20 protein-coding genes are annotated in these 24,526 nt (G+C 58.0%); 10 read left to right on the top strand and 10 right to left on the bottom strand.

The annotated features are described in order from the left end of the window. Window positions 1-119 precede the first annotated feature (119 nt). Genes nuoG through nuoN form a run of 8 tightly spaced genes read left to right on the top strand, consistent with a single transcriptional unit; the run spans window position 120 to window position 10,115 of the window. Window positions 120-2,834 (top strand): NADH-quinone oxidoreductase subunit NuoG, encoded by a 2,715-nt coding sequence (gene nuoG / locus ACZRJ6_RS16710; protein ID WP_463969459.1) that lies wholly within the window; start codon window positions 120-122, stop codon window positions 2,832-2,834. Continuing rightward, entirely contained in the window at window positions 2,831-3,838 is a 1,008-nt protein-coding gene (nuoH, locus tag ACZRJ6_RS16715) for an NADH-quinone oxidoreductase subunit NuoH (protein WP_463969458.1), read from the top strand. The genes nuoG and nuoH overlap by 4 nt, the downstream gene beginning before the upstream one ends. A gap of 11 nt (window positions 3,839-3,849) precedes the next feature. Further along, a complete protein-coding gene (nuoI, locus tag ACZRJ6_RS16720) occupies window positions 3,850-4,398 on the top strand; it encodes an NADH-quinone oxidoreductase subunit NuoI (protein ID WP_149414135.1) in 549 nt (182 codons plus the stop codon). A 9-nt stretch (window positions 4,399-4,407) separates the two neighbouring features. Beyond that, window positions 4,408-4,911, top strand: a complete 504-nt coding sequence (gene nuoJ / locus ACZRJ6_RS16725; protein WP_133100251.1) for an NADH-quinone oxidoreductase subunit J — start codon at window positions 4,408-4,410, stop codon at window positions 4,909-4,911. A 2-nt stretch (window positions 4,912-4,913) separates the two neighbouring features. Next, window positions 4,914-5,222: an NADH-quinone oxidoreductase subunit NuoK gene (gene nuoK, locus ACZRJ6_RS16730; RefSeq protein WP_003174727.1), complete on the top strand. Its 309-nt coding sequence runs from the start codon at window positions 4,914-4,916 to the stop codon at window positions 5,220-5,222. Next, the gene (nuoL, locus tag ACZRJ6_RS16735; protein ID WP_463969457.1) at window positions 5,219-7,072 is read left to right on the top strand and encodes an NADH-quinone oxidoreductase subunit L; all 1,854 of its coding nucleotides are present in this window, start codon (window positions 5,219-5,221) and stop codon (window positions 7,070-7,072) included. Before nuoK ends, nuoL begins: the two co-directional genes overlap by 4 nt. Before the next feature lie 39 nt (window positions 7,073-7,111). After that, the gene (gene nuoM / locus ACZRJ6_RS16740; RefSeq protein WP_463969456.1) at window positions 7,112-8,644 is read left to right on the top strand and encodes an NADH-quinone oxidoreductase subunit M; all 1,533 of its coding nucleotides are present in this window, start codon (window positions 7,112-7,114) and stop codon (window positions 8,642-8,644) included. Window positions 8,645-8,651: 7 nt separating this feature from the next. Continuing rightward, window positions 8,652-10,115 (top strand): NADH-quinone oxidoreductase subunit NuoN, encoded by a 1,464-nt coding sequence (gene nuoN / locus ACZRJ6_RS16745; RefSeq protein ID WP_463969455.1) that lies wholly within the window; start codon window positions 8,652-8,654, stop codon window positions 10,113-10,115. Between the two features lie 178 nt (window positions 10,116-10,293). On the opposite strand, the gene ACZRJ6_RS16750 is transcribed toward nuoN, so the two are convergent. From ACZRJ6_RS16750 to ACZRJ6_RS16775, 6 genes are read right to left on the bottom strand one after another with little or no spacing between them, the layout of a single operon-like run. Beyond that, complete coding sequence (locus ACZRJ6_RS16750) at window positions 10,294-12,036, bottom strand: ABC transporter substrate-binding protein (RefSeq protein WP_463969454.1); 1,743 nt, start codon at window positions 12,034-12,036, stop codon at window positions 10,294-10,296. A 47-nt stretch (window positions 12,037-12,083) separates the two neighbouring features. Next, the gene (locus ACZRJ6_RS16755) at window positions 12,084-12,356 is read right to left on the bottom strand and encodes a DUF2160 domain-containing protein (protein ID WP_133100256.1); all 273 of its coding nucleotides are present in this window, start codon (window positions 12,354-12,356) and stop codon (window positions 12,084-12,086) included. Between the two features lie 10 nt (window positions 12,357-12,366). Beyond that, a complete protein-coding gene (locus ACZRJ6_RS16760; protein WP_124387065.1) occupies window positions 12,367-13,167 on the bottom strand; it encodes a carbohydrate ABC transporter permease in 801 nt (266 codons plus the stop codon). A 10-nt stretch (window positions 13,168-13,177) separates the two neighbouring features. Further along, window positions 13,178-14,044, bottom strand: coding sequence for a carbohydrate ABC transporter permease (locus tag ACZRJ6_RS16765; protein ID WP_149414131.1), 867 nt, complete (start codon window positions 14,042-14,044; stop codon window positions 13,178-13,180). Then, window positions 14,041-15,138, bottom strand: a complete 1,098-nt coding sequence (locus ACZRJ6_RS16770; protein ID WP_463969453.1) for an ABC transporter ATP-binding protein — start codon at window positions 15,136-15,138, stop codon at window positions 14,041-14,043. Before ACZRJ6_RS16770 ends, ACZRJ6_RS16765 begins: the two co-directional genes overlap by 4 nt. After that, complete coding sequence (locus ACZRJ6_RS16775) at window positions 15,138-16,232, bottom strand: ABC transporter ATP-binding protein (protein WP_463969452.1); 1,095 nt, start codon at window positions 16,230-16,232, stop codon at window positions 15,138-15,140. Before ACZRJ6_RS16775 ends, ACZRJ6_RS16770 begins: the two co-directional genes overlap by 1 nt. Window positions 16,233-16,519: 287 nt before the next feature. Between ACZRJ6_RS16775 and ACZRJ6_RS16780 the strand changes: the two genes are divergently transcribed. Continuing rightward, the gene (locus ACZRJ6_RS16780; protein ID WP_463969451.1) at window positions 16,520-18,346 is read left to right on the top strand and encodes a sigma-54-dependent Fis family transcriptional regulator; all 1,827 of its coding nucleotides are present in this window, start codon (window positions 16,520-16,522) and stop codon (window positions 18,344-18,346) included. A gap of 388 nt (window positions 18,347-18,734) precedes the next feature. After that, complete coding sequence (locus ACZRJ6_RS16785; protein ID WP_463969450.1) at window positions 18,735-19,115, top strand: hypothetical protein; 381 nt, start codon at window positions 18,735-18,737, stop codon at window positions 19,113-19,115. A gap of 70 nt (window positions 19,116-19,185) precedes the next feature. On the opposite strand, the gene ACZRJ6_RS16790 is transcribed toward ACZRJ6_RS16785, so the two are convergent. The 4 genes from ACZRJ6_RS16790 to ACZRJ6_RS16805 form a co-directional block, all read right to left on the bottom strand. Continuing rightward, on the bottom strand, window positions 19,186-19,989 hold the full coding sequence (locus ACZRJ6_RS16790; RefSeq protein WP_463969449.1) for a 2OG-Fe(II) oxygenase: 804 nt from the start codon (window positions 19,987-19,989) through the stop codon (window positions 19,186-19,188). 82 nt (window positions 19,990-20,071) lie between these two features. Further along, window positions 20,072-20,881 (bottom strand): glycosyltransferase, encoded by an 810-nt coding sequence (locus tag ACZRJ6_RS16795; RefSeq protein ID WP_463969448.1) that lies wholly within the window; start codon window positions 20,879-20,881, stop codon window positions 20,072-20,074. A gap of 454 nt (window positions 20,882-21,335) precedes the next feature. Beyond that, on the bottom strand, window positions 21,336-22,718 hold the full coding sequence (gene cysS, locus ACZRJ6_RS16800; protein WP_463969447.1) for a cysteine--tRNA ligase: 1,383 nt from the start codon (window positions 22,716-22,718) through the stop codon (window positions 21,336-21,338). A 43-nt stretch (window positions 22,719-22,761) separates the two neighbouring features. Next, entirely contained in the window at window positions 22,762-24,459 is a 1,698-nt protein-coding gene (locus ACZRJ6_RS16805; RefSeq protein WP_463969446.1) for a glutamine--tRNA ligase/YqeY domain fusion protein, read from the bottom strand. Window positions 24,460-24,526 lie beyond the last annotated feature (67 nt).

The following is a 24,526-nucleotide window of genomic DNA, read 5'->3' on the forward strand; positions in this document are numbered from 1 at the left end:
AGGTCCGTGCCCTTCGCTTTCTCATGTGATGACGCCTTTAAGGCTGTGTTGATTCCCATGAATAACAAGATTCCATTAGCCACGCCCGCTGACACCGGGCCAACGAAGAACTTTGAACCATGGCCACTATCCACGTAGACGGCAAAGAGCTCGAAGTCGATGGGGCAGACAACCTGTTACAGGCGTGTCTGTCGCTAGGCCTCGATATCCCTTATTTCTGCTGGCACCCCGCCCTTGGCAGCGTTGGCGCTTGCCGCCAGTGCGCGGTCAAGCAGTACACCGACGAGAACGACAAGCGTGGTCGGATCGTCATGTCCTGCATGACCCCCGCCACCGACGGCAGCTGGATTTCCATCGACGACGAAGAAGCGAAAGTGTTTCGCGCCAGCGTCGTTGAATGGCTGATGACCAACCACCCGCACGACTGCCCGGTCTGCGAGGAAGGCGGTCACTGCCACCTGCAAGACATGACCGTGATGACTGGCCACAATGAGCGCCGTTATCGCTTCACCAAGCGTACTCACCAGAATCAGCAACTGGGCCCGTTCATTTCCCACGAAATGAACCGTTGCATCGCTTGCTACCGCTGCGTGCGCTTCTACAAGGACTACGCCGGCGGCACCGACCTCGGTGTGTTCGGCGCCCACGACAACGTGTACTTCGGTCGCGTTGAAGATGGCGTGCTGGAAAGCGAGTTCTCCGGCAACCTCACCGAGGTCTGTCCGACCGGTGTGTTCACCGACAAGACTCACTCCGAGCGCTACAACCGCAAGTGGGACATGCAGTTCTCGCCGAGCATCTGCCATGGCTGCTCCAGCGGTTGCAACATCTCCCCTGGCGAGCGCTATGGTGAACTGCGTCGTATCGAAAACCGCTTCAACGGTTCGGTCAACCAGTACTTCCTGTGCGACCGTGGCCGTTTCGGCTATGGCTACGTCAACCGCGAAGACCGTCCACGCCAACCGCTGCTGGCCGATGGCGCCAAGCTGAGCCTGGACCAGGCGCTGGATAAAGCCGCTGACCTGCTGCGCGGTCGCAACATCGTCGGTATCGGTTCGCCCCGCGCCAGCCTCGAAAGCAACTACGCGTTGCGCGAACTGGTAGGCGCCGAGCACTTCTACTCGGGTATCGAAGCCGCTGAACTGGAACGCATCCGCCTGGTCCTGCAAGTGCTGAACGACAGCCCGCTGCCTGTGCCAAACATGCGCGACATCGAAGACCATGACGCGATCTTCGTCCTCGGTGAAGACCTGACCCAGACCGCCGCCCGCATGGCCCTCGCCCTGCGCCAGTCGGTCAAAGGCAAGGCTGAAGACATGGCCGACGCCATGCGCGTCCAGCCATGGCTCGACGCTGCGGTGAAAAACATCGGCCAGAACGCGCTGAACCCGCTGTTTATCGCAAGCCTGGCTGAAACCAAGCTCGACGATATCGCCGAAGAGTGCGTTCACGCCGCGCCTGACGATCTCGCCCGCATCGGTTTTGCCGTAGCCCATGCCATCGACGCCAGCGCGCCTGCCGTTGAAGGCCTGGACGCCGAAGCCCTGGAACTGGCTAAGCGCATCGCCGACGCCCTGCTGGCGGCCAAGCGCCCACTGATCATCGCCGGTACCTCCCTGGGTTCCAAGGCGTTGATCGAAGCCGCGGCCAACATCGCCAAGGCCCTCAAGCTGCGCGAGAAGAACGGTTCCATCAGCCTGATCGTGCCAGAAGCCAACAGCCTCGGCCTGGCCATGCTGGGTGGCGAGTCCCTGGACGCCGCCCTGCAAGCCGTGATCGACGGCAGCAGCGATGCCATCGTGGTGCTGGAAAACGATCTGTACACCCGCACTGACGCAGCCAAGGTTGACGCTGCGCTGAACGCGGCCAAAGTGCTGATCGTTGCCGACCACCAGAAAACCGCCACCAGCGACCGTGCCCACCTGGTACTGCCAGCGGCAAGCTTCGCCGAAGGCGACGGTACTCTGGTCAGCCAGGAAGGCCGCGCCCAGCGCTTCTTCCAAGTGTTCGATCCGAAGTACCTCGACGCGAGCATCCTGGTTCACGAAGGCTGGCGCTGGCTGCATGCCCTGCGCGCCACCTTGCTGAACCAGCCAATCGACTGGACCCTACTGGACCACGTCACCGCAGCCTGCGCTTCCAGCACACCGCAATTGGCCCGAATCGTCGACGCTGCACCGTCCGCCTCGTTCCGCATCAAGGGCATGAAACTGGCCCGTGAACCGTTGCGCTATTCCGGTCGTACCGCCATGCGCGCCGACATCAGCGTGCACGAACCGCGTACTTCGCAAGACAACGACACCGCGTTCGCCTTCTCCATGGAAGGTTACTCGGGCTCGGTCGAGCCTCGCCAGCAGGTGCCGTTCGCCTGGTCGCCGGGCTGGAACTCGCCGCAAGCCTGGAACAAGTTCCAGGACGAAGTCGGTGGTCATATCCGCGCTGGCGACCCAGGTACCCGCTTGATCGAAAGCCAGGGTGACTCGCTGAACTGGTTCGCCAATGTTCCACGCGCCTTCAACCCGGCCCAAGGCACCTGGCAGGTCGTGCCGTTCTTCCACCTGTTCGGCAGCGAAGAGAACTCTTCCAAGGCCGCGCCGGTTCAAGAGCGCATCCCGGCTGCTTATGTAGCCTTGGCCAAGTCGGAAGCCGATCGCCTGGGTGTCAACGACGGTGCCCTGCTCAGCTTGAACGTAGGCGGCCAGACCCTGCGTCTGCCGCTGCGCATCAACGAAGAGCTGGGCGCCGGTCTGGTGGCATTGCCAGCAGGTATCGCCGGTATCCCGCCGGCAATTGCAGGCTTTATCGTTGACGGTCTGCAGGAGGCAGCGCAATGACCTGGTTCACCCCTGAAGTGATCGACGTGATCATTGCGGTCGTCAAGGCCATCGTGATCCTGCTGGCCGTGGTGGTCGCGGGCGCCCTGCTCAGCTTCGTCGAACGTCGCCTGCTGGGCTGGTGGCAGGACCGTTACGGTCCGAACCGCGTTGGCCCGTTCGGCATGTTCCAGATCGCCGCCGACATGCTGAAAATGTTCTTCAAGGAAGACTGGACCCCGCCGTTTGCCGACAAGGTGATCTTCACCCTGGCACCGGTCGTGGCCATGAGCGCCTTGCTGATTGCCTTCGCAATCATCCCGATCACCCCGACCTGGGGCGTGGCGGACCTGAACATCGGTTTGCTGTTCTTCTTCGCCATGGCCGGTCTGTCGGTCTATGCAGTGCTGTTCGCCGGTTGGGCCAGTAACAACAAGTTCGCCCTGCTGGGCGCCTTGCGGGCCTCGGCCCAGACCGTGTCCTACGAAGTGTTCATGGGCCTGGCCCTGATGGGCATCGTGGTGCAGGTCGGCTCGTTCAACATGCGCGACATCGTCGAGTACCAGGCGCAGAACCTGTGGTTCATCATTCCGCAGTTCTTCGGCTTCTGTACCTTCTTCATCGCAGGCGTAGCCGTGACTCACCGTCACCCCTTCGACCAGCCGGAAGCGGAACAGGAACTGGCCGACGGTTATCACATTGAATACGCCGGCATGAAATGGGGCATGTTCTTCGTCGGTGAGTACATCGGCATCATCTTGATCTCGGCGCTGCTGGTGACCTTGTTCTTCGGTGGCTGGCACGGTCCGTTCGACATCCTGCCGCAACTGGCTTTCCTCTGGTTCGTCTTGAAGACCTCGTTCTTCATCATGCTGTTCATCCTGCTGCGCGCTGCCATCCCGCGTCCACGGTATGACCAGGTGATGGATTTCGGCTGGAGATTCTGCTTGCCGCTGACCCTGATCAATTTGCTGGTGACTGCTGCCGTTGTGTTGTTGAACACGCCAGCGGGCGCGGTTCAGTGAGGATTTGACCCATGTTCAAATATATTGGCGACATCGTTAAGGGTACCGGTACCCAGTTGCGAAGCCTGGTGATGGTGTTCGGTCACGGCTTTCGCAAACGCGACACCCTGCAATACCCGGAAGAAGCGGTGTACCTGCCGCCGCGCTATCGCGGCCGTATCGTCCTGACCCGCGACCCCGACGGCGAAGAGCGCTGCGTGGCCTGCAACCTGTGCGCCGTGGCGTGCCCGGTGGGCTGCATCTCCCTGCAGAAAGCTGAAACCGAAGACGGTCGTTGGTACCCGGAATTTTTCCGTATCAACTTCTCGCGCTGCATTTTCTGCGGCCTCTGTGAGGAAGCCTGCCCGACCACCGCGATCCAGCTGACACCGGATTTCGAAATGGCCGAGTTCAAACGTCAGGACCTGGTGTACGAGAAAGAAGATCTGCTGATCTCTGGTCCCGGTAAAAACCCTGATTACAACTTCTATCGTGTTGCAGGTATGGCCATTGCCGGTAAGCCAAAAGGCTCCGCGCAAAACGAAGCCGAGCCGATCAACGTGAAGAGCTTGCTGCCTTAAGGAAGAAAGATGGAATTCGCTTTCTATTTCGCATCGGGTATTGCAGTAGTGGCCACGCTTCGCGTGATCACCAACACGAACCCCGTGCACGCCCTGCTCTACCTGATCATTTCGCTGATCGCCGTGGCCATGACCTTTTTCAGCCTCGGCGCACCGTTCGCCGGTGTGCTGGAAGTGATCGCCTACGCTGGCGCCATCATGGTGCTGTTCGTGTTTGTGGTGATGATGCTCAACCTGGGCCCGGCTTCGGTCGCCCAGGAGCGCGTCTGGCTCAAACCCGGCATCTGGATCGGCCCGGTGATCCTGGCAGCCCTGCTGCTTGGCGAACTGCTGTATGTGCTGTTCGCTCACCAGAGCGGCCACGCCATCGGCCACACCACCGTAGACGCCAAGGCCGTGGGCATCAGCCTGTTCGGCCCGTACCTGCTGGTGGTCGAACTGGCTTCGATGCTGCTGCTTGCCGCAGCCATCACCGCCTTCCACTTGGGCCGCAACGAAGCCAAGGAGCAATGATGATGCCTGCTATCCCTTTGGAGCATGGTCTGGCGGTCGCCGGCATCCTGTTCTGCCTTGGCCTGGTCGGCCTGATGGTGCGCCGCAACATTCTCTTCGTGTTGATGAGCCTGGAAATCATGATGAACGCCGCTGCACTGGCGTTCATCGTGGCAGGTGCACGGTGGGGCCAGCCGGATGGACAAGTCATGTTTATCCTGGTGATCAGCCTGGCAGCCGCCGAGGCCAGTATTGGCCTGGCGATTCTGCTGCAACTGTATCGTCGCTTCCACACGCTTGATATCGACGCTGCCAGTGAGATGCGCGGATGAACATGATCTTTCTGACTTTCGTATTTCCCCTGATCGGTTTTCTGCTGCTGTCGTTCTCCCGTGGACGTCTCTCGGAAAATCTCTCGGCCCTTATCGGCGTCGGGTCCATTGGCTTGTCGGCGATTGTCGCTGCTTATGTGATCTGGCAATTCAACGTCGCGCCGCCCGAGGGTGGTCACTACACCCTGGTGCTGTGGCAGTGGATGTCGGTGGAGGGCTTCAAGCCCAACTTCGCCCTCTACGTCGACGGCCTGTCGATCACCATGCTTGGCGTGGTGGTGGGCGTGGGTTTCCTGATCCACCTGTTCGCCTCCTGGTACATGCGCGGTGAAGCCGGTTACTCGCGCTTCTTCGCCTACACCAACCTGTTTATCGCCAGCATGCTGTTCCTGGTGCTGGGCGATAACCTGTTGTTCCTGTACTTCGGCTGGGAAGGTGTAGGCCTGTGCTCGTACCTGTTGATCGGTTTCTACTACAGCAACCGCAACAACGGTAACGCGGCACTCAAGGCCTTTATCGTCACCCGTATCGGCGACGTATTCATGGCCATCGGCCTGTTCATCCTGTTCCAACAGTTGGGCACGTTGAATATCCAGGAACTGCTGGTGCTGGCGCCGCAGAAATTCCAGGTCGGTGACTTCTGGATCACCCTGGCGACCCTGATGCTGCTGGGCGGCGCTGTCGGTAAATCCGCGCAACTGCCGCTGCAAACCTGGCTGGCGGACGCGATGGCCGGTCCTACTCCGGTTTCGGCACTGATCCACGCCGCGACGATGGTAACCGCCGGTGTCTATCTGATCGCCCGTACCCATGGCCTGTTCACCCTGGCGCCGGACGTCCTGCATCTTGTCGGCATCGTCGGTGGTGTGACCCTGGTGCTCGCCGGTTTCGCCGCACTGGTTCAGACCGACATCAAGCGTATCCTCGCCTACTCGACCATGAGCCAGATCGGCTACATGTTCCTGGCCCTGGGCATCGGTGCCTGGGAAGGCGCGATCTTCCACCTGATGACCCACGCCTTCTTCAAGGCCCTGCTGTTCCTTGCCTCCGGTGCGGTGATTGTTGCCTGCCACCATGAGCAGAACATCTTCAAGATGGGCGGCCTGTGGAAGAAACTGCCACTGGCCTACACCAGCTTCATCGTCGGCGGCGCGGCCTTGTCGGCCTTGCCATTGGTGACTGCAGGCTTCTATTCCAAAGACGAAATCCTTTGGGAAGCCTTTGCCAGCGGTAACCAGGGACTGCTGTATGCAGGCCTGGTGGGCGCATTCATGACCTCGTTGTACACCTTCCGCCTGATCTTCATCGCGTTCCACGGTGAAGCGAAGACCGAAGCCCACGCGGGCCATGGCATCTCCCACTGGCTGCCACTGTCGGTACTGATCATCCTGTCGACCTTCGTCGGCGCCATGATCACCCCACCGCTGGCTGGCGTGTTGCCACAAAGCGTCGGCCATGCCGGCGGCGACGCCAAGCACAGCCTGGAAATCGCTTCGGGCGCCATCGCCCTGGCCGGTATCCTGCTGGCGGCACTGCTGTTCCTCGGCAAGCGTCGCTTCGTCACCGCCGTTGCCAACAGTGGCATAGGCCGCGTCCTTTCGGCCTGGTGGTTCGCTGCCTGGGGCTTCGACTGGATCTACGACAAACTGTTCGTCAAGCCTTATCTTGCGATCAGCCACGTACTGCGCAAAGACCCGTTCGACCAGACCATTGGTTTGATCCCGCGTGCTGCCAAGGCCGGTCATAACGCCCTGAGCCGCACCCAGACAGGCCAGTTGCGCTGGTATGCAGCTTCCATGGCGGCCGGTGCCGTGCTGGTGATCGGCGCCATCGTTGTGGTAGCGGTCTGATATGAACTTTGCGAACTTGCGAAAGGAAACGAGCCCGTCATGATTCTGCCCTGGCTAATCCTGATCCCCTTTATCGGCGGCCTGCTCTGCTGGATGGGCGAGCGCTTCGGCGCTACCCTGCCCCGCTGGATTGCGTTGCTGACCATGTCCCTGGAACTCGCTCTCGGCCTCTGGCTGTGGGCCCATGGCGACTATTCATTTGCTCCGGCGCCTGGCGCAGATCCGACCTGGGCGCTTGAGTTCAAGCACATCTGGATCCCGCGTTTTGGCATCAACGTGCACCTGGCCCTCGATGGCCTGTCGCTGTTGATGATCCTGCTGACCGGCCTGCTGGGTATCCTCTCGGTACTCTGCTCCTGGAAAGAGATTCAGCATCGCGTGGGCTTCTTCCACCTGAACCTGATGTGGATTTTGGGCGGTGTTGTCGGCGTGTTCCTCGCCCTCGACCTGTTCATGTTCTTCTTCTTCTGGGAAATGATGCTGGTGCCGATGTACTTCCTCATCGCGCTCTGGGGTCACAGTTCTTCGGACGGCAAGAAAACCCGGATCTACGCGGCGACCAAGTTCTTCATCTTCACCCAGGCTTCCGGCCTGATCATGTTGGTGGCGATCCTCGGCCTGGTACTGGTTAACTTCAACAGCACCGGGGTAATCACGTTTGATTACGCCACGCTGCTGAAAACCAAGATGTCCCTGACCACCGAATACATCTTGATGCTGGGCTTCTTCATCGCCTTCGCGGTGAAGCTGCCGGTGGTGCCGTTCCACTCCTGGTTGCCTGACGCTCACGCCCAGGCGCCGACCGCCGGCTCCGTGGACCTGGCCGGCATCCTGTTGAAGACTGCGGCCTACGGCTTGCTGCGTTTCGCCCTGCCGCTGTTCCCGAATGCCTCGGCCGAGTTTGCGCCGATCGCCATGACCCTCGGTCTGATCGGGATTTTCTACGGTGCGTTCCTGGCCTTCGCCCAGACCGACATCAAGCGTCTGATCGCCTTCTCGTCCGTTTCCCACATGGGCTTCGTACTGATCGGCATCTACTCCGGCAGCCAGGTGGCATTGCAAGGTGCAGTGATCCAGATGTTGGCTCACGGCGTTTCGGCGGCGGCACTGTTTATCCTCAGTGGCCAGTTGTATGAGCGTCTGCACACCCGTGACATGCGTGAGATGGGCGGCCTGTGGTCGCGTATCGCCTACCTGCCGGCCATCAGCCTGTTCTTCGCCGCCGCATCCCTGGGCTTGCCGGGTACCGGCAACTTCATTGGCGAATTCCTTATCCTGATGGGTGCGTTCGTCAATACACCGTGGGTCAGCGCTATCGCTACCTCCGGCCTGGTGTTCGGTTCGGTCTACTCGCTGATCATGATCCACCGTGCCTACTTCGGTCCGTCCAAGTCGGACGCCGTGTTGCATGGCCTGGATGCTCGCGAACTGATCATGGTGCTCGGCCTTGCAGTGCTGCTGATCTACATCGGCGTGTACCCGCAGCCGTTCCTCGATACCTCTGCCGCAACGATGCATGGCGTGCAGCAATGGTTCGGCACCGCCTTCACTCAACTCGCTTCGGCCCGGTAAGAGCGCTATGGAATTCACGATCCAACATTTTATCGCGCTTGCGCCGCTGCTGATCTCCAGCCTCACCGTTGTAACGGTGATGCTGGCGATCGCCTGGCGCCGCAACCACTCGCAGACCTTCCTGATTTCGGTGGCGGGTCTGAACCTGGCCTTGCTGTCGATCATCCCGGCACTCAAGGTCGCGCCACTGGCGGTCACCCCGCTGTTGATGGTCGATGACTTCGCGCTGCTGTACATCGCGTTGATCCTCGTCGCCACTCTGGCCTGCGTCACCCTCGCCCACGCCTACCTCGGCGAAGGCGGCACTGGTTACCCAGGCAACCGCGAAGAGCTGTACCTGCTTATCCTCCTGGCTGCCACCGGCGGTATTGTCCTGGTCAGCGCGCAACACCTGGCCGGCTTGTTCATCGGCCTGGAACTGCTGTCGATCCCGACCTACGGCCTGGTGGCCTACGCCTTCTTCAACAAGCGCTCCCTGGAAGCCGGCATCAAGTACATGGTGCTGTCGGCGGCTGGTTCCGCGTTCCTGTTGTTCGGTATGGCGCTGCTCTACGCCGAAGCTGGCAGCCTGAGCTTCAGCGGTATCGGTCACGCCCTGGCAGCCACCAGCATGCCTGCGCCAATTGCCCAGTTGGGCCTGGCAATGATGTTGATCGGCCTGGCGTTCAAGCTGTCGCTGGTGCCGTTCCACCTGTGGACCCCGGACGTGTACGAAGGCGCCCCGGCGCCAGTCGCTGCTTTCCTGGCTACCGCCTCGAAAGTCGCGGTGTTTGCGGTGATGGTGCGTTTGTTCCAGATCTCGCCTGCTGCCAACACCGGTGTACTGAGCGACGTGCTGACCATCATCGCCATCGCGTCGATCCTGTTCGGTAACCTACTGGCCCTGACCCAGAACAACCTCAAGCGTCTGCTGGGTTATTCGTCCATCGCTCACTTTGGCTATCTGTTGATCGCCTTGGTGGCAAGCAAGGGCCTGGCGGTGGAAGCCATCGGCGTCTATCTGGCCACCTACGTGATCACCAGCCTTGGCGCGTTCGGCGTGATCACCCTGATGTCCTCGCCTTACAAAGGCCGCGACGCCGACGCCCTGTACGAGTATCGCGGCCTGTTCTGGCGCCGCCCGTACCTGACCGCCGTGTTGACCATGATGATGCTGTCCCTGGCCGGTATCCCACTGACCGCTGGCTTCATCGGCAAGTTCTACATTGTGGCTACCGGTGTTGAAGCGCACGAATGGTGGCTGGTGGCTTCGCTGGTATTGGGCAGCGCCATCGGCGTTTTCTACTACCTGCGCGTGATGGTGACGCTGTACCTGATCGAGCCAAACCTGCGCCGTGTTGACGCCGAACTGCACTGGGAACAGAAAGCAGGCGGCGTAATGCTGCTGGCGATCGCCCTGTTGGCGTTCTTCCTCGGCGTCTACCCACAACCGTTGCTCACCTTGGTGCAGCATGCGGTGATGGCGGGTTGATCGTTTAGGCGATTGCAGTAAATAGAACGGCACCTTCGGGTGCCGTTTTGCGTTTCTGGGAATAGATCCAAGAGGGGCGGCGCGGCGTCTATTGCTATCGCGAGCAAGCCCGCGATAGCGGTAGCACAAACACCACAAAAAACGGCACCTTACGGTGCCGTTCTACTAACGCCCCCTCTTACTTACGCGCCGCCTCCCACGACTTGAGCAACTCGTTGTAGTTGACCGTTTCACCCTTGGGCTTCTCGTTCGCCAGTTTCGGCTTCGGCGCCCCAGGCTGATCAAACCAGTATTGCGCATCGCGCTCCGGGTTCATCTTCGGCCCGCAGATCGGCTGCACCTTGGAGCGCTCCAGGCGCGTCATGATGGCGTCCTGGTCCTTGGCTAAACCATCCAGCGCCTGTTGCGGGGTTTTCTCGCCGCTGGCGGCTTCCGAAATGTGGCTCCACCACAGTTGGGCCAGGCGTGGATAATCCGGCACGTTGGTCCCGGTCGGTGTCCATTGCACACGGGCCGGGCTGCGATAGAACTCCACCAGCCCGCCAAGCTTCGGTGCCAGGTCGGTCATGGCCTGGGAGTTGATGTCAGACTCGCGGATCGGCGTCAGGCCGACGATGGTTTTCTTCAGCGACACGGTTTTCGAGGTCACGAACTGGGCATAGAGCCAGGCCGCCAGTTTCTGTTTCTCCGGTGTCGACTTGAGGAAGGTCCAGGAACCCACGTCCTGATACCCCAGTTTCATGCCCTCCTCCCAATACGGCCCACGCGGCGATGGCGCCATGCGCCACTTCGGCGTGCCGTCGGCATTCATCACCGGCAGGCCGGGCTTGGTCATGTCGGCAGTAAAGGCGGTGTACCAGAATATCTGCTGTGCGATGTTGCCCTGGGACGGCACCGGCCCGGATTCGGAGAAGGTCATGCCCGCTGCTTCCGGCGGCGCGTAGGCGCGCATCCAGTCGACATACTTCTGCGTGGCAAAGACCGCAGCCGGGCCATTGGTGTCGCCGCCCCGGGTGACGCTGGAGCCCACCGGATGGCAATCCTCGACGCGGATGCCCCATTCGTCCACTGGCAAGCCATTAGGCAAGCCTTTGTCGCCACCACCAGCCATGGAGAACCAGGCATCGGTGAAACGCCAGCCCAGAGACGGGTCTTTCTTGCCATAGTCCATGTGCCCGTAGACGCGCTTGCCGTCGATTTCCTTGACGTCTTCGGTGAAGAACTTGGCAATGTCTTCATAGGCCGACCAGTTCACCGGCACGCCCAACTCGTAGCCGTATTTTTCCTTGAACTTGGCTTTCAGGTCCGCACGCTCAAACCAGTCGGCGCGGAACCAATACAGGTTGGCGAACTGCTGGTCGGGCAACTGGTAGATCTTGCCGTCCGGCGCGGTGGTGAAGGAAATGCCGATGAAGTCCTTGAGGTCCAGGGTCGGCGAGGTGAAGTCCTTGCCTTCGTTGGCCATAAGATCGGTGATGGATTCGGTCTTGCCGTAGCGAAAGTGCGTACCGATCAAATCCGAGTCGTTGACCCAACCGTCATAGATGTTCTTGTCGGACTGCATCTGGGTTTGCAGCTTCTCCACCACGTCGCCTTCCTGCAACAGGTCGTGGGTCAGCTTGATCCCGGTGATTTCGTTGAAAGCCTTGGCCAGCACCTTGGATTCATACTCGTGGGTGGTGAGGGTTTCCGACACCACGTTGATCTTCATCCCACGAAACGGCTCGGCCGCCTTGATAAACCACTTCAACTCTTCGAGCTGCTGGGCTTCGGTCAAGGTGGACGGTTTGAACTCACTGCCGATCCATTTTTTCGCCGCGTCCTCGTAGGCATCGGCCCAGGCTGCAGCGCTCAACCCGCTGAGCGCCAGCACGGCCGCCAATGAAATGCTATGTCGCAGCTTATTGTTTTTGTCGAACATAGAGACCTCCTGGTTAAGTACAGAGTGGGGGTGCCAAGACCTGGCAGCTAGCCCCAGCGCATCACAGCCAACAGCCACACCAGGGACAGCGCGGACGCCACCCAGATGCTCCAGCCGGTCACGCCAATCACCAGCAAATGCAGGTAGGCGCTCCCGAGAAGACCAATAAACAAACGATCACCACGGGTGGTGCTGATCGGTAAAAAGCCGCGCCGGGGGATACTCGGCGAGCGCAGTTCCCAGGTGGTCATGCCCGCCAGCAGCAGGGCAATGGCCGCAAAGAACAGCGCAGTCGGGGTGGTCCAGGCCATCCATTCCATCATCGACTCCTCAGACCCGGCCCAGGGCAAAGCCCTTGGCCACATGGTTGCGAACAAACCAGATCACCAGCATGCCCGGCAGAATGGTCAACACTCCCGCCGCCGCCAGTACACCCCAGTCAATGCCGGAGGCCGAGACCGTACGGGTCATCACCGCCGCGATAGGCTTGGCGTTGACCGACGTCAGCGTGCGCGCCAGCAACAGTTCGACCCAGGAAAACATGAAGCAAAAAAACGCCGTCACGCCGATCCCCGAGCCAATCAAGGGGATAAAAATCTTTACGAAAAACTTGGGAAAACTGTAGCCATCGATGTAGGCGGTTTCGTCGATTTCCTTGGGCACCCCGGACATGAAGCCTTCAAGAATCCACACCGCCAGCGGCACGTTGAACAGGCAATGAGCCAGGGCCACCGCGATATGGGTATCGAACAGGCCGATAGACGAATACAGCTGGAAAAACGGCAGCAGAAACACTGCCGGCGGCGCCATACGGTTGGTCAGCAGCCAGAAAAACAGATGCTTATCCCCCAGGAAACGGTAGCGGGAAAACGCATAGGCTGCCGGCAACGCCACGCTTAGGGAAATCACCGTATTCAGGCTGACGTAATACAGCGAGTTCAGATAGCCGGTGTACCAACTGGGGTCGGTGAAGATCACCTTGTAGTTAGCCAGGGTGAAATCCTGGGGAAACAGCGTCAGGCCGCCGAGGATTTCGGTGTTGCTCTTGAAGGACATGTTCAGCAGCCAGTAGATCGGCACCAGCAGGAACAGGATGTAGATCAGCAGCGGCACAAGCTTGCGTTTGCTCATGATAGCGGCCTCAGCGATTGGCGTCGGAGTGGGTCATGGCGGTATAGAACAGCCAGGACACCAACAGGATGATCAGGAAATACACCAGGGAAAATGCCGCCGCCGGGCCCAGGTCGAATTGCCCTACGGCCATCTGGGTCAAGGTCTGGCTCAGAAAGGTGGTGGCATTGCCTGGTCCCCCGCCGGTCAGCACAAACGGCTCGGTGTAGATCATGAAACTGTCCATAAAGCGCAGCATCACCGCGATCAGCAGCACGCTCTTCATCTTTGGCAACTGGATATGCCGGAATACCGCCCAGGCTGATGCGCGATCAATACGCGCCGCCTGGTAATACACATCCGGGATCGCCCGCAGCCCCGAATAGCACAGCAGTGCCACCAGTGAGGTCCAGTGCCAGACGTCCATCACCAGCACCGTGACCCAAGCGTCCATGGTGTTGGCGGCATAGTTGTAGCTGATGCCCATCGCATTGAGGGTCGAGCCCAACAAGCCGATATCGGCCCGACCGAAGATCTGCCAAATGGTGCCGACCACGTTCCACGGGATCAGCAACGGAATCGCCATGACGATCAGCACCAGGGACGACCAGCGGCCCTTGGTGGGCATGGTCAAGGCAATGGCTATCCCCAAGGGAATCTCGATCAGCAGCACGCAGGCGGAATAAATGAACTGGCGCAGCAACGAGTCATGCAATCGCGGGTCCAGCAGCACCTGCTTGTACCAGTCGGCGCCGACAAAGTAGCGGCTGGACTGGTCGAAAATGTCCTGCACCGAATAGTTGACCACCGTCATCATCGGAATCACTGCGCTGAAGGCCACCAGCAGAAACACCGGCAGCACCAACCACCAGGCCTTATTGTTCTGCACCTTATTCATGGCTGCATCTCCAGCAGGTAATCGTCGGCATAGACCATCAACCATTGCGCGGGAAAGCTGATGGACGCCCGGCCCTCTGGCACCGGTTTGTCCTCGGCCAGACGCACTTTCAGCGGCGCGCCATCGAGGTTCAGGGTCATGATCTTGTAGGTACCAAGGTCTTCGACATGGACCACATCAGCCTGCAACGCATCGGGGTTGGGCTCATCCCAGACATGGATAAACTCCGGGCGGATGCCGACCTGCAGTTTTTTGTAGTCCATTTGCGCGATCCGCTGTTGCAGCACCTCGGACAACGCCAGGTGCGTCCCGGCAAAGCACACGCCACCGGCGTCCGCCTGCACTTCGATCAGATTCATCCCAGGGCTGCCGATGAAATAGCCGACAAAGGTATGACTGGGTCGCTCGAACAACTCCCGTGGCGTGCCGAATTGCACGATCTGCCCGCCGTACATCACCGCAATCTTGTCGGCAAAGGTCGAGGCTTCCAGTTGGTCGTGAGTGACGTAGACCATGGTGATGTTGAACTGCTCGTGGATCTGCTTGAGCTTGCGCCGCAGTTTCCATTTCAGGTGTGGGTCGATCACCGTCAACGGCTCGTCGAACAGGATCGCTGACACGTCATCGCGCACCAGCCCACGGCCCATGGAGACCTTCTGCTTTTCATCGGCAGTGAGGTTACGAGCCTTTTTGCTCAGCAGGGCCTGCAGGTCGAGGACCTCGGCAATTTCCTGCACCTTGCTGTGAATTTTCGCGGGTGCCATGCCCTGGTTGCGCAAGGGAAAGGCCAGGTTGTCGAACACCGTCATGGTGTCGTACACCACCGGAAACTGGAACACCTGGGCGATGTTGCGCTTTTCCGGGGTCAGCTCGTTGACCACCTTGCCGTCGAACATCACTTGGCCTTCCGACGGGCTGAGCAGGCCGGAGATGATATTGAGCAAGGTGGACTTGCCGCAGCCTGAGGGGCCAAGCAACGCGTAGGCGCCACCCTGTGCCCAGACGTGGTTCATTTCGCGAATGGCGTAGTCCTCAGGGCCTGTTGGCGTAGGACTGTAGCTATGAGCCAGGTTCTGCAAATGGATTTCGGCCATCAGGCAATCCTCGCGACACGTCGACCGGGGGCCTGGACTAACCGTCCCTGACCATCGAACACAAACAATTTGTGGGTGGGGATATAGATCCGGATCGGCGCATCGACGTCGTATTCGTGAACCCCAGGCAGATGCAAAACCAGCAGGAAATGTTCACTGCGCACATGCAGGAACGTTTCCGAGCCGCTGATTTCCGCGACTTCCACGGTTACCGCCAGCTCCAGGTCATCATCATTGCTGGGCACCAGGCTGATATGGCTGGGGCGCACGCCAAAGCGGAACTCACCTTCACCGATGGGCCGCAGGTCGACGTTCAGCGGGAAATGCACGAAGTTGGCGAAACTCACTTCATTACCACTAATCCGTCCCGGCATCAGATTGATCGGCGGTTCGGAAAACAACTCGGCAGCCAGCACCGTTTGCGGCTGGTGGTACACCTCGGCGGCCTTGCCGCTCTGGATCACCCGGCCTTCGTGGAGGATCGTGGTGGTACCGCCCAAGGCCAGTGCTTCGTTGGGTTCAGTGGTGGCGTAAATGGCGATGGTGTGGCGCGCCTTGAACAGTTCGCGCATTTCCTGACGCAGTTCTTCCCGAAGTTTGTAGTCCAGGTTCACCAGCGGCTCATCGAACAGGATCAACTCGGCGTCCTTGACCAGCGCTCGAGCCATGGCCGTGCGCTGCTGCTGGCCACCGGATAGCTCCAAGGGATGGCGTTGCAGAAACTTCTCGATGCGCAGCATCTTCGCGGTTTCCAGTACCTTGCTCTGGATCTGCTCGGCCGAGACACCGGCCTGGCGCAACGGCGAGGCGATGTTCTCGTAGACGGTCATGGTCGGGTAATTGATGAACTGCTGGTAGACCATCGACACGTTGCGCAACCGCACCGATTGTTGGGTGACATCAACACCATTCATCAGGATGCGACCGCTGCCTGGCTTGTCCAGGCCGGCCATCAGGCGCATCAGGCTGGTCTTGCCGGACAGGGTGCGGCCCAGCAGAACGTTGAAGGAGCCGGCTTCAAAGCGCAGATTGACATCATCGATCCAGGTCTGGCCTTCGACAACGCGGGTGACATGTTCCAGGGTCAATGACATGACACGACCTTTTTATTATTGGAGTTGTTCTATCGAAATGTCAGAGCGAGTTTCGTGCCAAAAGCCAATAGCCAGCGCAGGCCCTTGATAAGTAAGGTATTTTGTCAATGGAAGGCAAACCCAGCGTTCACTGCTGAACAGAAATGAACATCCCGCACTGAACAATTGAACAACCTCCAGGTTGACAATGAACAGTTCTGAACAACACTGAATGAGCCTCTGTAGGAGCGAGCTCGCTCTTATGAAGTGAGCCCCATAAAAACAACAATAAAAAGAAGGTCACAGAAATGGCCGCACCTGCCCCACTGCTGACTCACGACACCATCATCCAGGACTCCTGGCGCCGCTGCCGCGCCTTTGGCCTGGATCATCAGAGCACGCCGAGCTTCGATCAACTGCCCGCCGAGGGCATCAGTCAACTGCTGGAAAGCCAGCATTCCCTGGTGCAGACCACCCACCAGGAAGTCCTGCCCTATTACGAGAACATCCTCAGCAACTCCAACTGCCTGATCATGCTCGCCGACAACCAGGGCCAGGTGCTGACCTCCTGGGGCACCCAACGTTTTATCGAGCCTAAACTGGCCCGAGGCTTCAGCGCCGGCGCCAGTTGGATGGAGCGCTCCAGTGGCACCAACGCCATCGGCACCGCCCTGGCCTGTGCCCAGGCAGTACATATCGAGCACGATGAACACTTCCTCAAGGCCAATCGTTTCATGACCGGCTCGGCGGCGCCGATCTTCGACGCCAAGCGCGAGATCATCGCGGTACTGGACGTGTCCAGCGACAGTTACCTGCCGCCGTCCCACACCCTGGGCATGGTCAAGATGATGAGCCAGACGGTGGAAAACCGGCTGATCCTCAACCTGTTTCGCGGCGAACATTTCCAGTTAACCTTCAATACCGGCCTGAGCAACCTCGACAGCCAGTGGGCCGGCTTGCTGATTTTTGATGAAAGCGGCCAGGTGCTATCGGCCAACCGCCGTGCCGACAACCTGCTGGGTATCAGCCTGTCGCGGGTGATGATCGACAGCCTGTTCAAGGTGTCGCTGCTGGAACTGCTCAACCAACCCGAAGGCTTGCCCTTCGCCCTGCAAGCCGCCGGGCGCAACCGCTTCCAATGCCTGTTGAAGCGGCCCAAACAAACGCCGATCCAGGCCCGCGTGTTTAGCGATCCAACGCCCGTCGTAGCCACCTCTATCAGCCTCAAGACCCTGCACTTTGGCGACAGCCGTGTGGAAAAGGCCGTGCGCCAGGCCGAGCGGCTGCTGGAAAAGGATATTCCGCTGCTGATCCACGGTGAAACTGGCGTCGGCAAAGAAGTGTTCGTCAAAGCCCTGCACCAGGCCAGCTCCCGCAGCCAACAAGCATTTATCGCCGTTAACTGTGCGGCGATTCCTGCCGAGCTGGTGGAATCGGAGCTGTTTGGCTACGAAAAAGGCGCGTTCACCGGCGCCAATCAGAAAGGCAGCATCGGCCTGATCCGCAAGGCCGACAAAGGCACTCTGTTTCTTGATGAGATCGGCGATATGCCCCTACCAACCCAGGCTCGACTGCTGCGGGTATTGCAGGAACGCTGCGTGCAGCCAGTGGGCAGCAGCGAGTTGTTCCCGGTGGACTTGCGGATCATCTCCGCCACCAACCGCTCGTTGCGCGAACAGGTACAGATCGGCCGCTTTCGCGAAGACCTCTATTACCGCATCGGCGGCCTGACCCTGGAACTGCCGCCCTTGCGCGAGCGCAGTGACAAGCAGGCGCTGTTCAAGCAATTGTGGCAACAACACCGTGAACCGACCCAATGGGCCGGGCTGAGCGCCGAAGTACTGGCGCTGTTCGATCAACATCCGTGGCCGGGCAATTTGCGCCAGGTCAGCAGCGTGATGCAGGTGGCGCTGGCCATGGCTGAAGATCAGCCTATCCGGATGGAGCACTTGCCGGATGATTTCTTTGTGGACCTCAACGTAGCGGCGCCGCTCCCCGCCAATGAAGTTCTGGATGACAACCTGGACCTCAATCAACGGCTAAAAGCCTTGGGTGGCAACATTTCCCTTCTTGCCCGTGAGTTGGGCGTAAGCCGCAACACCTTGTACAAGCGTCTGCGCCAAGGTGGCAGCTGACTCCTACGCTGAAGCGCAGATGTAGTCGATGATTTGACGAAACGTCCTATCAGCACTGACGAATAAGTCCGACTTCTTTCTCTTACAAACCTCTCCAAAGTCTCTCGCCTGATCACACAGCGCGAGGGACCGCCGATGTTGCAACCAACTAATGTTCTGGCCCATCTTATGCCTTCAAGGATGGCCTCTCAAATGAGCGCGGGACTTGTCGCATACGAACTAACCATGGGAAAACGTCCTACACGGGAAGATATGGTTCATATATTTGATCATGAAGAACACAACCTGACAAACAACCCACAAGAACAGACGGAATTCTATAAAGACTGGCTAGCGTCAGTAGGCGCCGAGAGAAATACACACGGCTAAACGCCAACAGAGGACAACCATGAAATCAATAGAAATCATCACCATCAAAAATAATACTCGTGGAAGTTCGACAATAGAATATGAGGGTGGCAAACCAGCTCTAACCCTATTACTAGATAACGGACTCAAGAAAACTTATACAGCCAGCGATTTGTATGACTGCCTTGGCCTACTAAGAGCGGACTTTAAAGACACAAAATTTTTATGCAAAAGAGCTAAAGTCAACGTGCATACTTCTGGAATGTCATCGCACATGTCAAACGGGCTTGTTGCATATGAACTGAAAATGGGCCAACCGGACGGGAAGCTGGTCTATATTTTTGATTATGATGAAAATAACATAACCAACAACATCCAGGAGCAACATGATTTTTGTGCACGCTGGGCTGCCTCTTTATAGTAGCCAGCCCCTAAACGGGACAACTATATTTGCCCCTACCCACACCTCAGACCTTCCTTAGCGATATAGATTAGTTCTTTTTCTTGACTAGCTTGTTAATATAATATTTGAGACTTAATCGATCTTTTGGCCTCGGCTTGTAATGGGTTTTGTTTCTTTGTGCGGGATCGACCGCCATGGCTTGTGCTGTATAGTAATAAAGTGCAATAGACCTGCGCGTGATGTGCTCCGGAGTCGTCAATGGCTCTGGGTGCCCATGATTGCTATCTTTGTCTGTGTTAAAAATGACGCAGCGGTTATAAATTGGCAGGATCTTTTCAAGACACATTTTCATGTCGACATCCCAAAGCTCCAGATTACCGCCGTATTCCTCTTGCCAGTCCTCATTCAGGTAAATTATGACATTCAGCCTGCGTTCAACATTAAGTTTCTTGTTGAGCCTGAAATCTGAGTGCACCCCTAGGAAACCACCACTTTTTGTTTCATGCAGCCCACCACCGGTGAAATAGGGATCGGGGATCAAACCTTCGATGCCCGTGAGCTTTTCAAGAAACTGCAACATGGGGGCTGAGTTAAAAGCGTTGAAAAGAATCTTCAAAAATGGGGAGCATTCGTTGGGACTTATTTGACGTTTACGTTGGCCTTTATAGCCGCGCTCGTAGAGCATTTCGTTGTTAGTCGGCTCGACTGGGAAGTGCGAGCAGATACTCGCAATCAGGTCTGCCTGTAAAAAATCATCGATTACTATATGCGGAAATGGCGTAGCCTGGACATAGCGACTGGCAAGTGAACAACCAAAAGCGCTGGCGGCGTTCTGGTCGAAATCAAGCTCCGGGGAGAGGGTGACGGGTAGTGTTTGAGTGATGGGTGCCATTACCGCTCCAATAACTTAATATAAAGGTCTGTGGATGACACTCAAACAGTGTCGCACACTACTCGCCGTGCGGCTTCGAAGCTTAACTATTGCTGTCTTTCTTGTTCATACGCTTAAGGATACTGTTGTACATATTGGTTCGTCTATGAGTCTCTCCATAGCCGCCAGCTGCTGCGACAGTACCGGCCTGAATGTGATCTAGGTAGCTGAAAATTTTACGTGGCGATAACATTTCAATGACATAGCCAAGCTCGGTCATGCGGTCTTGGAGGGTATAGCCAGGCACACGATCATCCATCGAAAAATGCATGCCGTGCTGCTTGATAAGTTTGCAGTTCCACAACGTACAAAAACTCTTCAAGTAGACTTCTTTGTACGGCTTTGGTTCTCTGGATCGTAATCCCAGGGAAATTTTCAGGTGTCTGAAATGGTGTTTGAAGAGTCGCGAGCTAAAGCGCCAAATGGTTCTCGCGGCGCCACGATTTAATTGTTCTACACAGCCGACGGCTACGACTTTTGGGTTTTTAATGCATTTATTTAGCATCATCGAGAAAACGTTTTTATCAAAAACAAACGTATCAGTGTGCATCAGGAATAAATAATCAGTTTCAATCCGTTCCAAAACCATGTCAAGTGCTTTGCCATGCGCGATATGGCCCGGCTCTGGTTCAAGAGCAGTACGCTCGATTAAGTTGATCCAGTCAAGTGTCCGCAAATACTCGGTACTCTCATCGGCGGAGTAGTTGTCAACCACCCATATTGGGACGTTGCTGTCACCCACATGCTTTCGCAATAAGTCCAAGCATATTCTGGTAATTTCTGGCGTCTTGTAATTTACTATAACTATGCTGAATAGTTTAGAACTGTCGACTAGTAAATCAGTACTACTCATCGCTCAGACACTCAATAGTATTATATGTAAGTATAGAAATGATCGGACCCGCATACAGCTGCGCTGCTTATGTGCCTGCGCGATATTTTGTGCAACTACAAAACACCACTTATTAAGTCGCCTTGCCATACACTGAACAACCTTAGTTTGTTCCGACCCGATGGAGAGCAGTAGAGTCAGCCGTCATCGTATAAGGATCTACTCTGTAGGTAAATATCCGTGAATTAGTTTGTTACATCAGAAGGCTGGCTAGGCGAGCTTCTTGGGAATGCGTGAGCCGAGCGTACATAAGCCATCCAGGAGCAAAAACGACTCGGCGCGCGCTGGGAGCGCCTCATCCTAATTGAGCCCAACATCCAGGTCGCCACAAGAAAAGCCACGGGTAAGTCCCCCAAAACTCACACAAAAACGCCCCGAACCAGTCGGGGCGTTTTCATTCAGCGGGCAATCAACCCTAATCAGCCAACCGCCAAGTCGTCCCACCCTTCCCGTCTTCCAACACCACACCCATCGCAGTAAGTTGGTCACGAACTCGGTCAGACTCAGCCCAGTCCTTGTTAGCCCGGGCAGTCAAACGCGCCTGAATCAGCGTATCCACTTCAGCGGCATCAACGCGCCCTTCAGCACCCGCTTGCAGGAAGTCATCGGCTTCCATTTGCAGGACGCCCAGCACACTGGCCAGTTCTTTCAAGCGCGCCGCCAAACCAGCCGCCGCATCAAGATCACTCTCGCGCAGTCGGTTGATCTCACGCACCATTTCGAACAGCACCGCGCAGGCTTCTGGCGTACCGAAGTCGTCGTTCATCACCTGGGTGAAACGCTCAACGAACGTTTCGCCGCCAGCAGGAGCAACGGTCGGCAGGCCTTTCAACGCGTGGTAGAAACGCTCCAGGGCGCCCTTGGCATCCTTGAGGTTGTCTTCCGAGTAGTTGATGGCGCTGCGGTAGTGGCTCGACACCAGCAGGTAACGCACAACTTCCGGGTGGTACTTTTCCAGCACATCGCGGATGGTGAAGAAGTTGTTCAAGGACTTGGACATCTTCTCGCCATTGATGCGAATCATGCCGCAATGCATCCACGCGTTGGCGTAGGTCTTGCCGGTGGCCGCTTCGCTTTGGGCGATTTCGTTTTCGTGGTGCGGGAACTCCAGATCGCTGCCGCCGCCATGAATGTCGAAGGTCTCGCCCAGGCAGCAGGTGGACATCACCGAGCATTCGATGTGCCAGCCTGGACGCCCGGCGCCCCATGGTGACTCCCAGCTCGGCTCGCCGGGCTTGACGCCTTTCCACAGGACGAAGTCCAGTGGGTCCTGTTTGGCTTCGTCGACTTCGATCCGCGCACCGATACGCAGGTCTTCAATTTTCTTGCGCGACAGCTTGCCGTAGCCCATGAACTTGGCGACGCGGTAGTACACGTCGCCATTGCCCGGGGCGTAGGCGTAACCCTTGTCGATCAGGGTCTGGATCATGGTCAGCATGCCAGGGATATGATCCGTGGCGCGAGGCTCCATGTCCGGCTTGAGGATGTTGAGGCGCGCCTCGTCCTCGTGCATCGCGGTGATCATGCGCTCGGTCAGCACGTCGAACGGCTCGCCGTTCTCGCGGGCCCGATTGATGATCTTGTCTTCGATGTCCGTGATGTTACGTACATACGTCAGGTCATAACCGCTGAAACGCAACCAGCGGGTCACCAGGTCAAAGGCAACCATGCTGCGGCCGTGGCCGATATGGCAGTAGTCGTACACGGTCATGCCGCAGACGTACATGCGCACCTTGTTGCCATCCAAAGGCTTGAAGACTTCTTTGCTCTTGCTGAGCGTGTTGTAGATCGTTAGCACAACAATTCCTTCTCTCTATGCAAAGCCGGTCAGGCCTGCATGATCACTGGCCCCACGAATCACGCAAGGTCACGGTACGATTGAATACCGGCTGACCAGGTTTCGAGTCCTTGATATCCGCGCAGAAGTAACCTTCGCGCTCGAACTGGAAACGGTCTTCCGGTTGTGCATTGCCAAGTGATGGCTCAGCACGACAACCTGTAAGAACTTGCAGCGAGTCAGGGTTGATGTTGTCCAGGAAACTGGCGCTGTCTTCGGCCTTCTCAGGGTTGGCCGAACGGAACAGACGATCGTACAGGCGCACTTCGCATTCGATGCTGGCCGCAGCCGGCACCCAGTGCACCACGCCCTTGACCTTGCGGCCTTCAGGGTTCTTGCCCAGGGTTTGCGGATCGTAGGAGCAACGCAACTCGACGATGTTGCCATCGGCGTCCTTGATCGCTTCGTCGGCACGGATCACGTAGCTGCCGCGCAGGCGCACTTCGCCGTTGGGCTCCAGGCGCTTGAAGCCTTTTGGCGGCTCTTCCATGAAGTCTGCACGGTCGATGTAGATTTCACGGGCAAACGGCAATACACGCACGCCCATGTCTTCTTTCGGGTGGCACGGCAGTTCGAGGTTCTCGACTTGGCCTTCCGGGTAGTTGGTGATCACAACTTTCAGCGGATGCAGCACGCACATGGCGCGTGGTGCGCTGTGGTCGAGATCGTCACGGATGCTGAATTCCAGCATGCCGAAGTCCACCACACCGTCGGAACGGTTGGTGCCGACCATGTCACAGAAGTTGCGGATCGATTTTGGCGTGTAGCCACGGCGGCGGAAACCCGACAGCGTGGACATGCGTGGGTCGTCCCAACCGAAGACGTGCTTTTCATCGACCAGTTGCTTGAGCTTGCGCTTGCTGGTGATGGTGTAGTTCAGGTTCAGGCGGCTGAACTCGTACTGACGCGGGTGCGCCGGTACGGGCAGGCTGTTGAGGAACCATTCGTACAGCGGGCGGTGGCTTTCGAACTCCAGGGTGCAGATGGAGTGGGTGATGCCTTCGATGGCGTCCGACTGACCGTGGGTGAAATCGTAGTTGGGATAGATGCACCACTTGTCACCGGTCTGGTGGTGGTGAGCGTGACGGATGCGGTACATGATCGGGTCGCGCAGGTTCATGTTCGGCGAGGCCATGTCGATCTTGGCCCGCAGTACACGATCGCCGTCCTTGAACTCGCCGGCTTTCATGCGGGCGAACCAGTCCAGGTTTTCTTCAACCGAACGGTCGCGGAACGGGCTGTTCTTGCCAGGCTCGGTCAGGCTGCCACGGTATTCCTTGGCTTGCTCCGGGCTCAGGTCGTCAACGTAGGCCTTGCCGGCCTTGATCAACTCGACGGCCCATGTGTACAGCTGGTCGAAATACTGCGAGGCATAGCGCACTTCACCGGACCATTCAAAGCCCAGCCACTTGATGTCGCTTTCAATGGCGTCGATGTATTCCTGGTCTTCCTTGGCCGGGTTGGTGTCGTCGAAACGCAGGTGCGTGACGCCACCGAACTCCTGGGCCAGGCCGAAGTTGACACAGATCGCCTTGGCGTGACCGATGTGCAGGTAGCCGTTGGGCTCTGGCGGGAAGCGGGTGACGATCTGCGTGTGCTTGCCCGAATCCAGGTCCGCCTGGATGATCGGGCGCAGGAAATTGACCGGGACGGCAGGTCCGGCCTTGGAATTCGAGGTAGGGTCGACAGTGGGCTTGCTCATAGGATCCTTGAACAGACGAAGTACGTGGCCGGGGTAGGCCTAAAACAAAGGGCTTATCATAGCCGAT

The sequence above is a fragment of the Pseudomonas sp. C321 genome (genome assembly GCF_055407105.1).

Excerpts from the sequence above, each read along its gene's own strand:
- nuoL (WP_463969457.1), top strand. The coding sequence starts at position 5,219 with ATGAACATGATCTTTCTGACTTTCGTATTTCCCCTGATCGGTTTTCTG.
- ACZRJ6_RS16775 (WP_463969452.1), bottom strand. The coding sequence starts at position 16,232 with ATGTCATTGACCCTGGAACATGTCACCCGCGTTGTCGAAGGCCAGACC.
- nuoM (WP_463969456.1), top strand. The coding sequence starts at position 7,112 with ATGATTCTGCCCTGGCTAATCCTGATCCCCTTTATCGGCGGCCTGCTC.
- nuoI (WP_149414135.1), top strand. The coding sequence starts at position 3,850 with ATGTTCAAATATATTGGCGACATCGTTAAGGGTACCGGTACCCAGTTG.
- ACZRJ6_RS16755 (WP_133100256.1), bottom strand. The coding sequence starts at position 12,356 with ATGGAATGGATGGCCTGGACCACCCCGACTGCGCTGTTCTTTGCGGCC.
- nuoH (WP_463969458.1), top strand. The coding sequence starts at position 2,831 with ATGACCTGGTTCACCCCTGAAGTGATCGACGTGATCATTGCGGTCGTC.
- ACZRJ6_RS16770 (WP_463969453.1), bottom strand. The coding sequence starts at position 15,138 with ATGGCCGAAATCCATTTGCAGAACCTGGCTCATAGCTACAGTCCTACG.
- nuoK (WP_003174727.1), top strand. The coding sequence starts at position 4,914 with ATGCCTGCTATCCCTTTGGAGCATGGTCTGGCGGTCGCCGGCATCCTG.
- ACZRJ6_RS16780 (WP_463969451.1), top strand. The coding sequence starts at position 16,520 with ATGGCCGCACCTGCCCCACTGCTGACTCACGACACCATCATCCAGGAC.
- ACZRJ6_RS16805 (WP_463969446.1), bottom strand. The coding sequence starts at position 24,459 with ATGAGCAAGCCCACTGTCGACCCTACCTCGAATTCCAAGGCCGGACCT.
- nuoG (WP_463969459.1), top strand. The coding sequence starts at position 120 with ATGGCCACTATCCACGTAGACGGCAAAGAGCTCGAAGTCGATGGGGCA.
- ACZRJ6_RS16785 (WP_463969450.1), top strand. The coding sequence starts at position 18,735 with ATGAAATCAATAGAAATCATCACCATCAAAAATAATACTCGTGGAAGT.
- nuoN (WP_463969455.1), top strand. The coding sequence starts at position 8,652 with ATGGAATTCACGATCCAACATTTTATCGCGCTTGCGCCGCTGCTGATC.
- nuoJ (WP_133100251.1), top strand. The coding sequence starts at position 4,408 with ATGGAATTCGCTTTCTATTTCGCATCGGGTATTGCAGTAGTGGCCACG.
- ACZRJ6_RS16760 (WP_124387065.1), bottom strand. The coding sequence starts at position 13,167 with ATGAGCAAACGCAAGCTTGTGCCGCTGCTGATCTACATCCTGTTCCTG.
- ACZRJ6_RS16795 (WP_463969448.1), bottom strand. The coding sequence starts at position 20,881 with ATGAGTAGTACTGATTTACTAGTCGACAGTTCTAAACTATTCAGCATA.
- ACZRJ6_RS16790 (WP_463969449.1), bottom strand. The coding sequence starts at position 19,989 with ATGGCACCCATCACTCAAACACTACCCGTCACCCTCTCCCCGGAGCTT.
- ACZRJ6_RS16750 (WP_463969454.1), bottom strand. The coding sequence starts at position 12,036 with ATGTTCGACAAAAACAATAAGCTGCGACATAGCATTTCATTGGCGGCC.
- ACZRJ6_RS16765 (WP_149414131.1), bottom strand. The coding sequence starts at position 14,044 with ATGAATAAGGTGCAGAACAATAAGGCCTGGTGGTTGGTGCTGCCGGTG.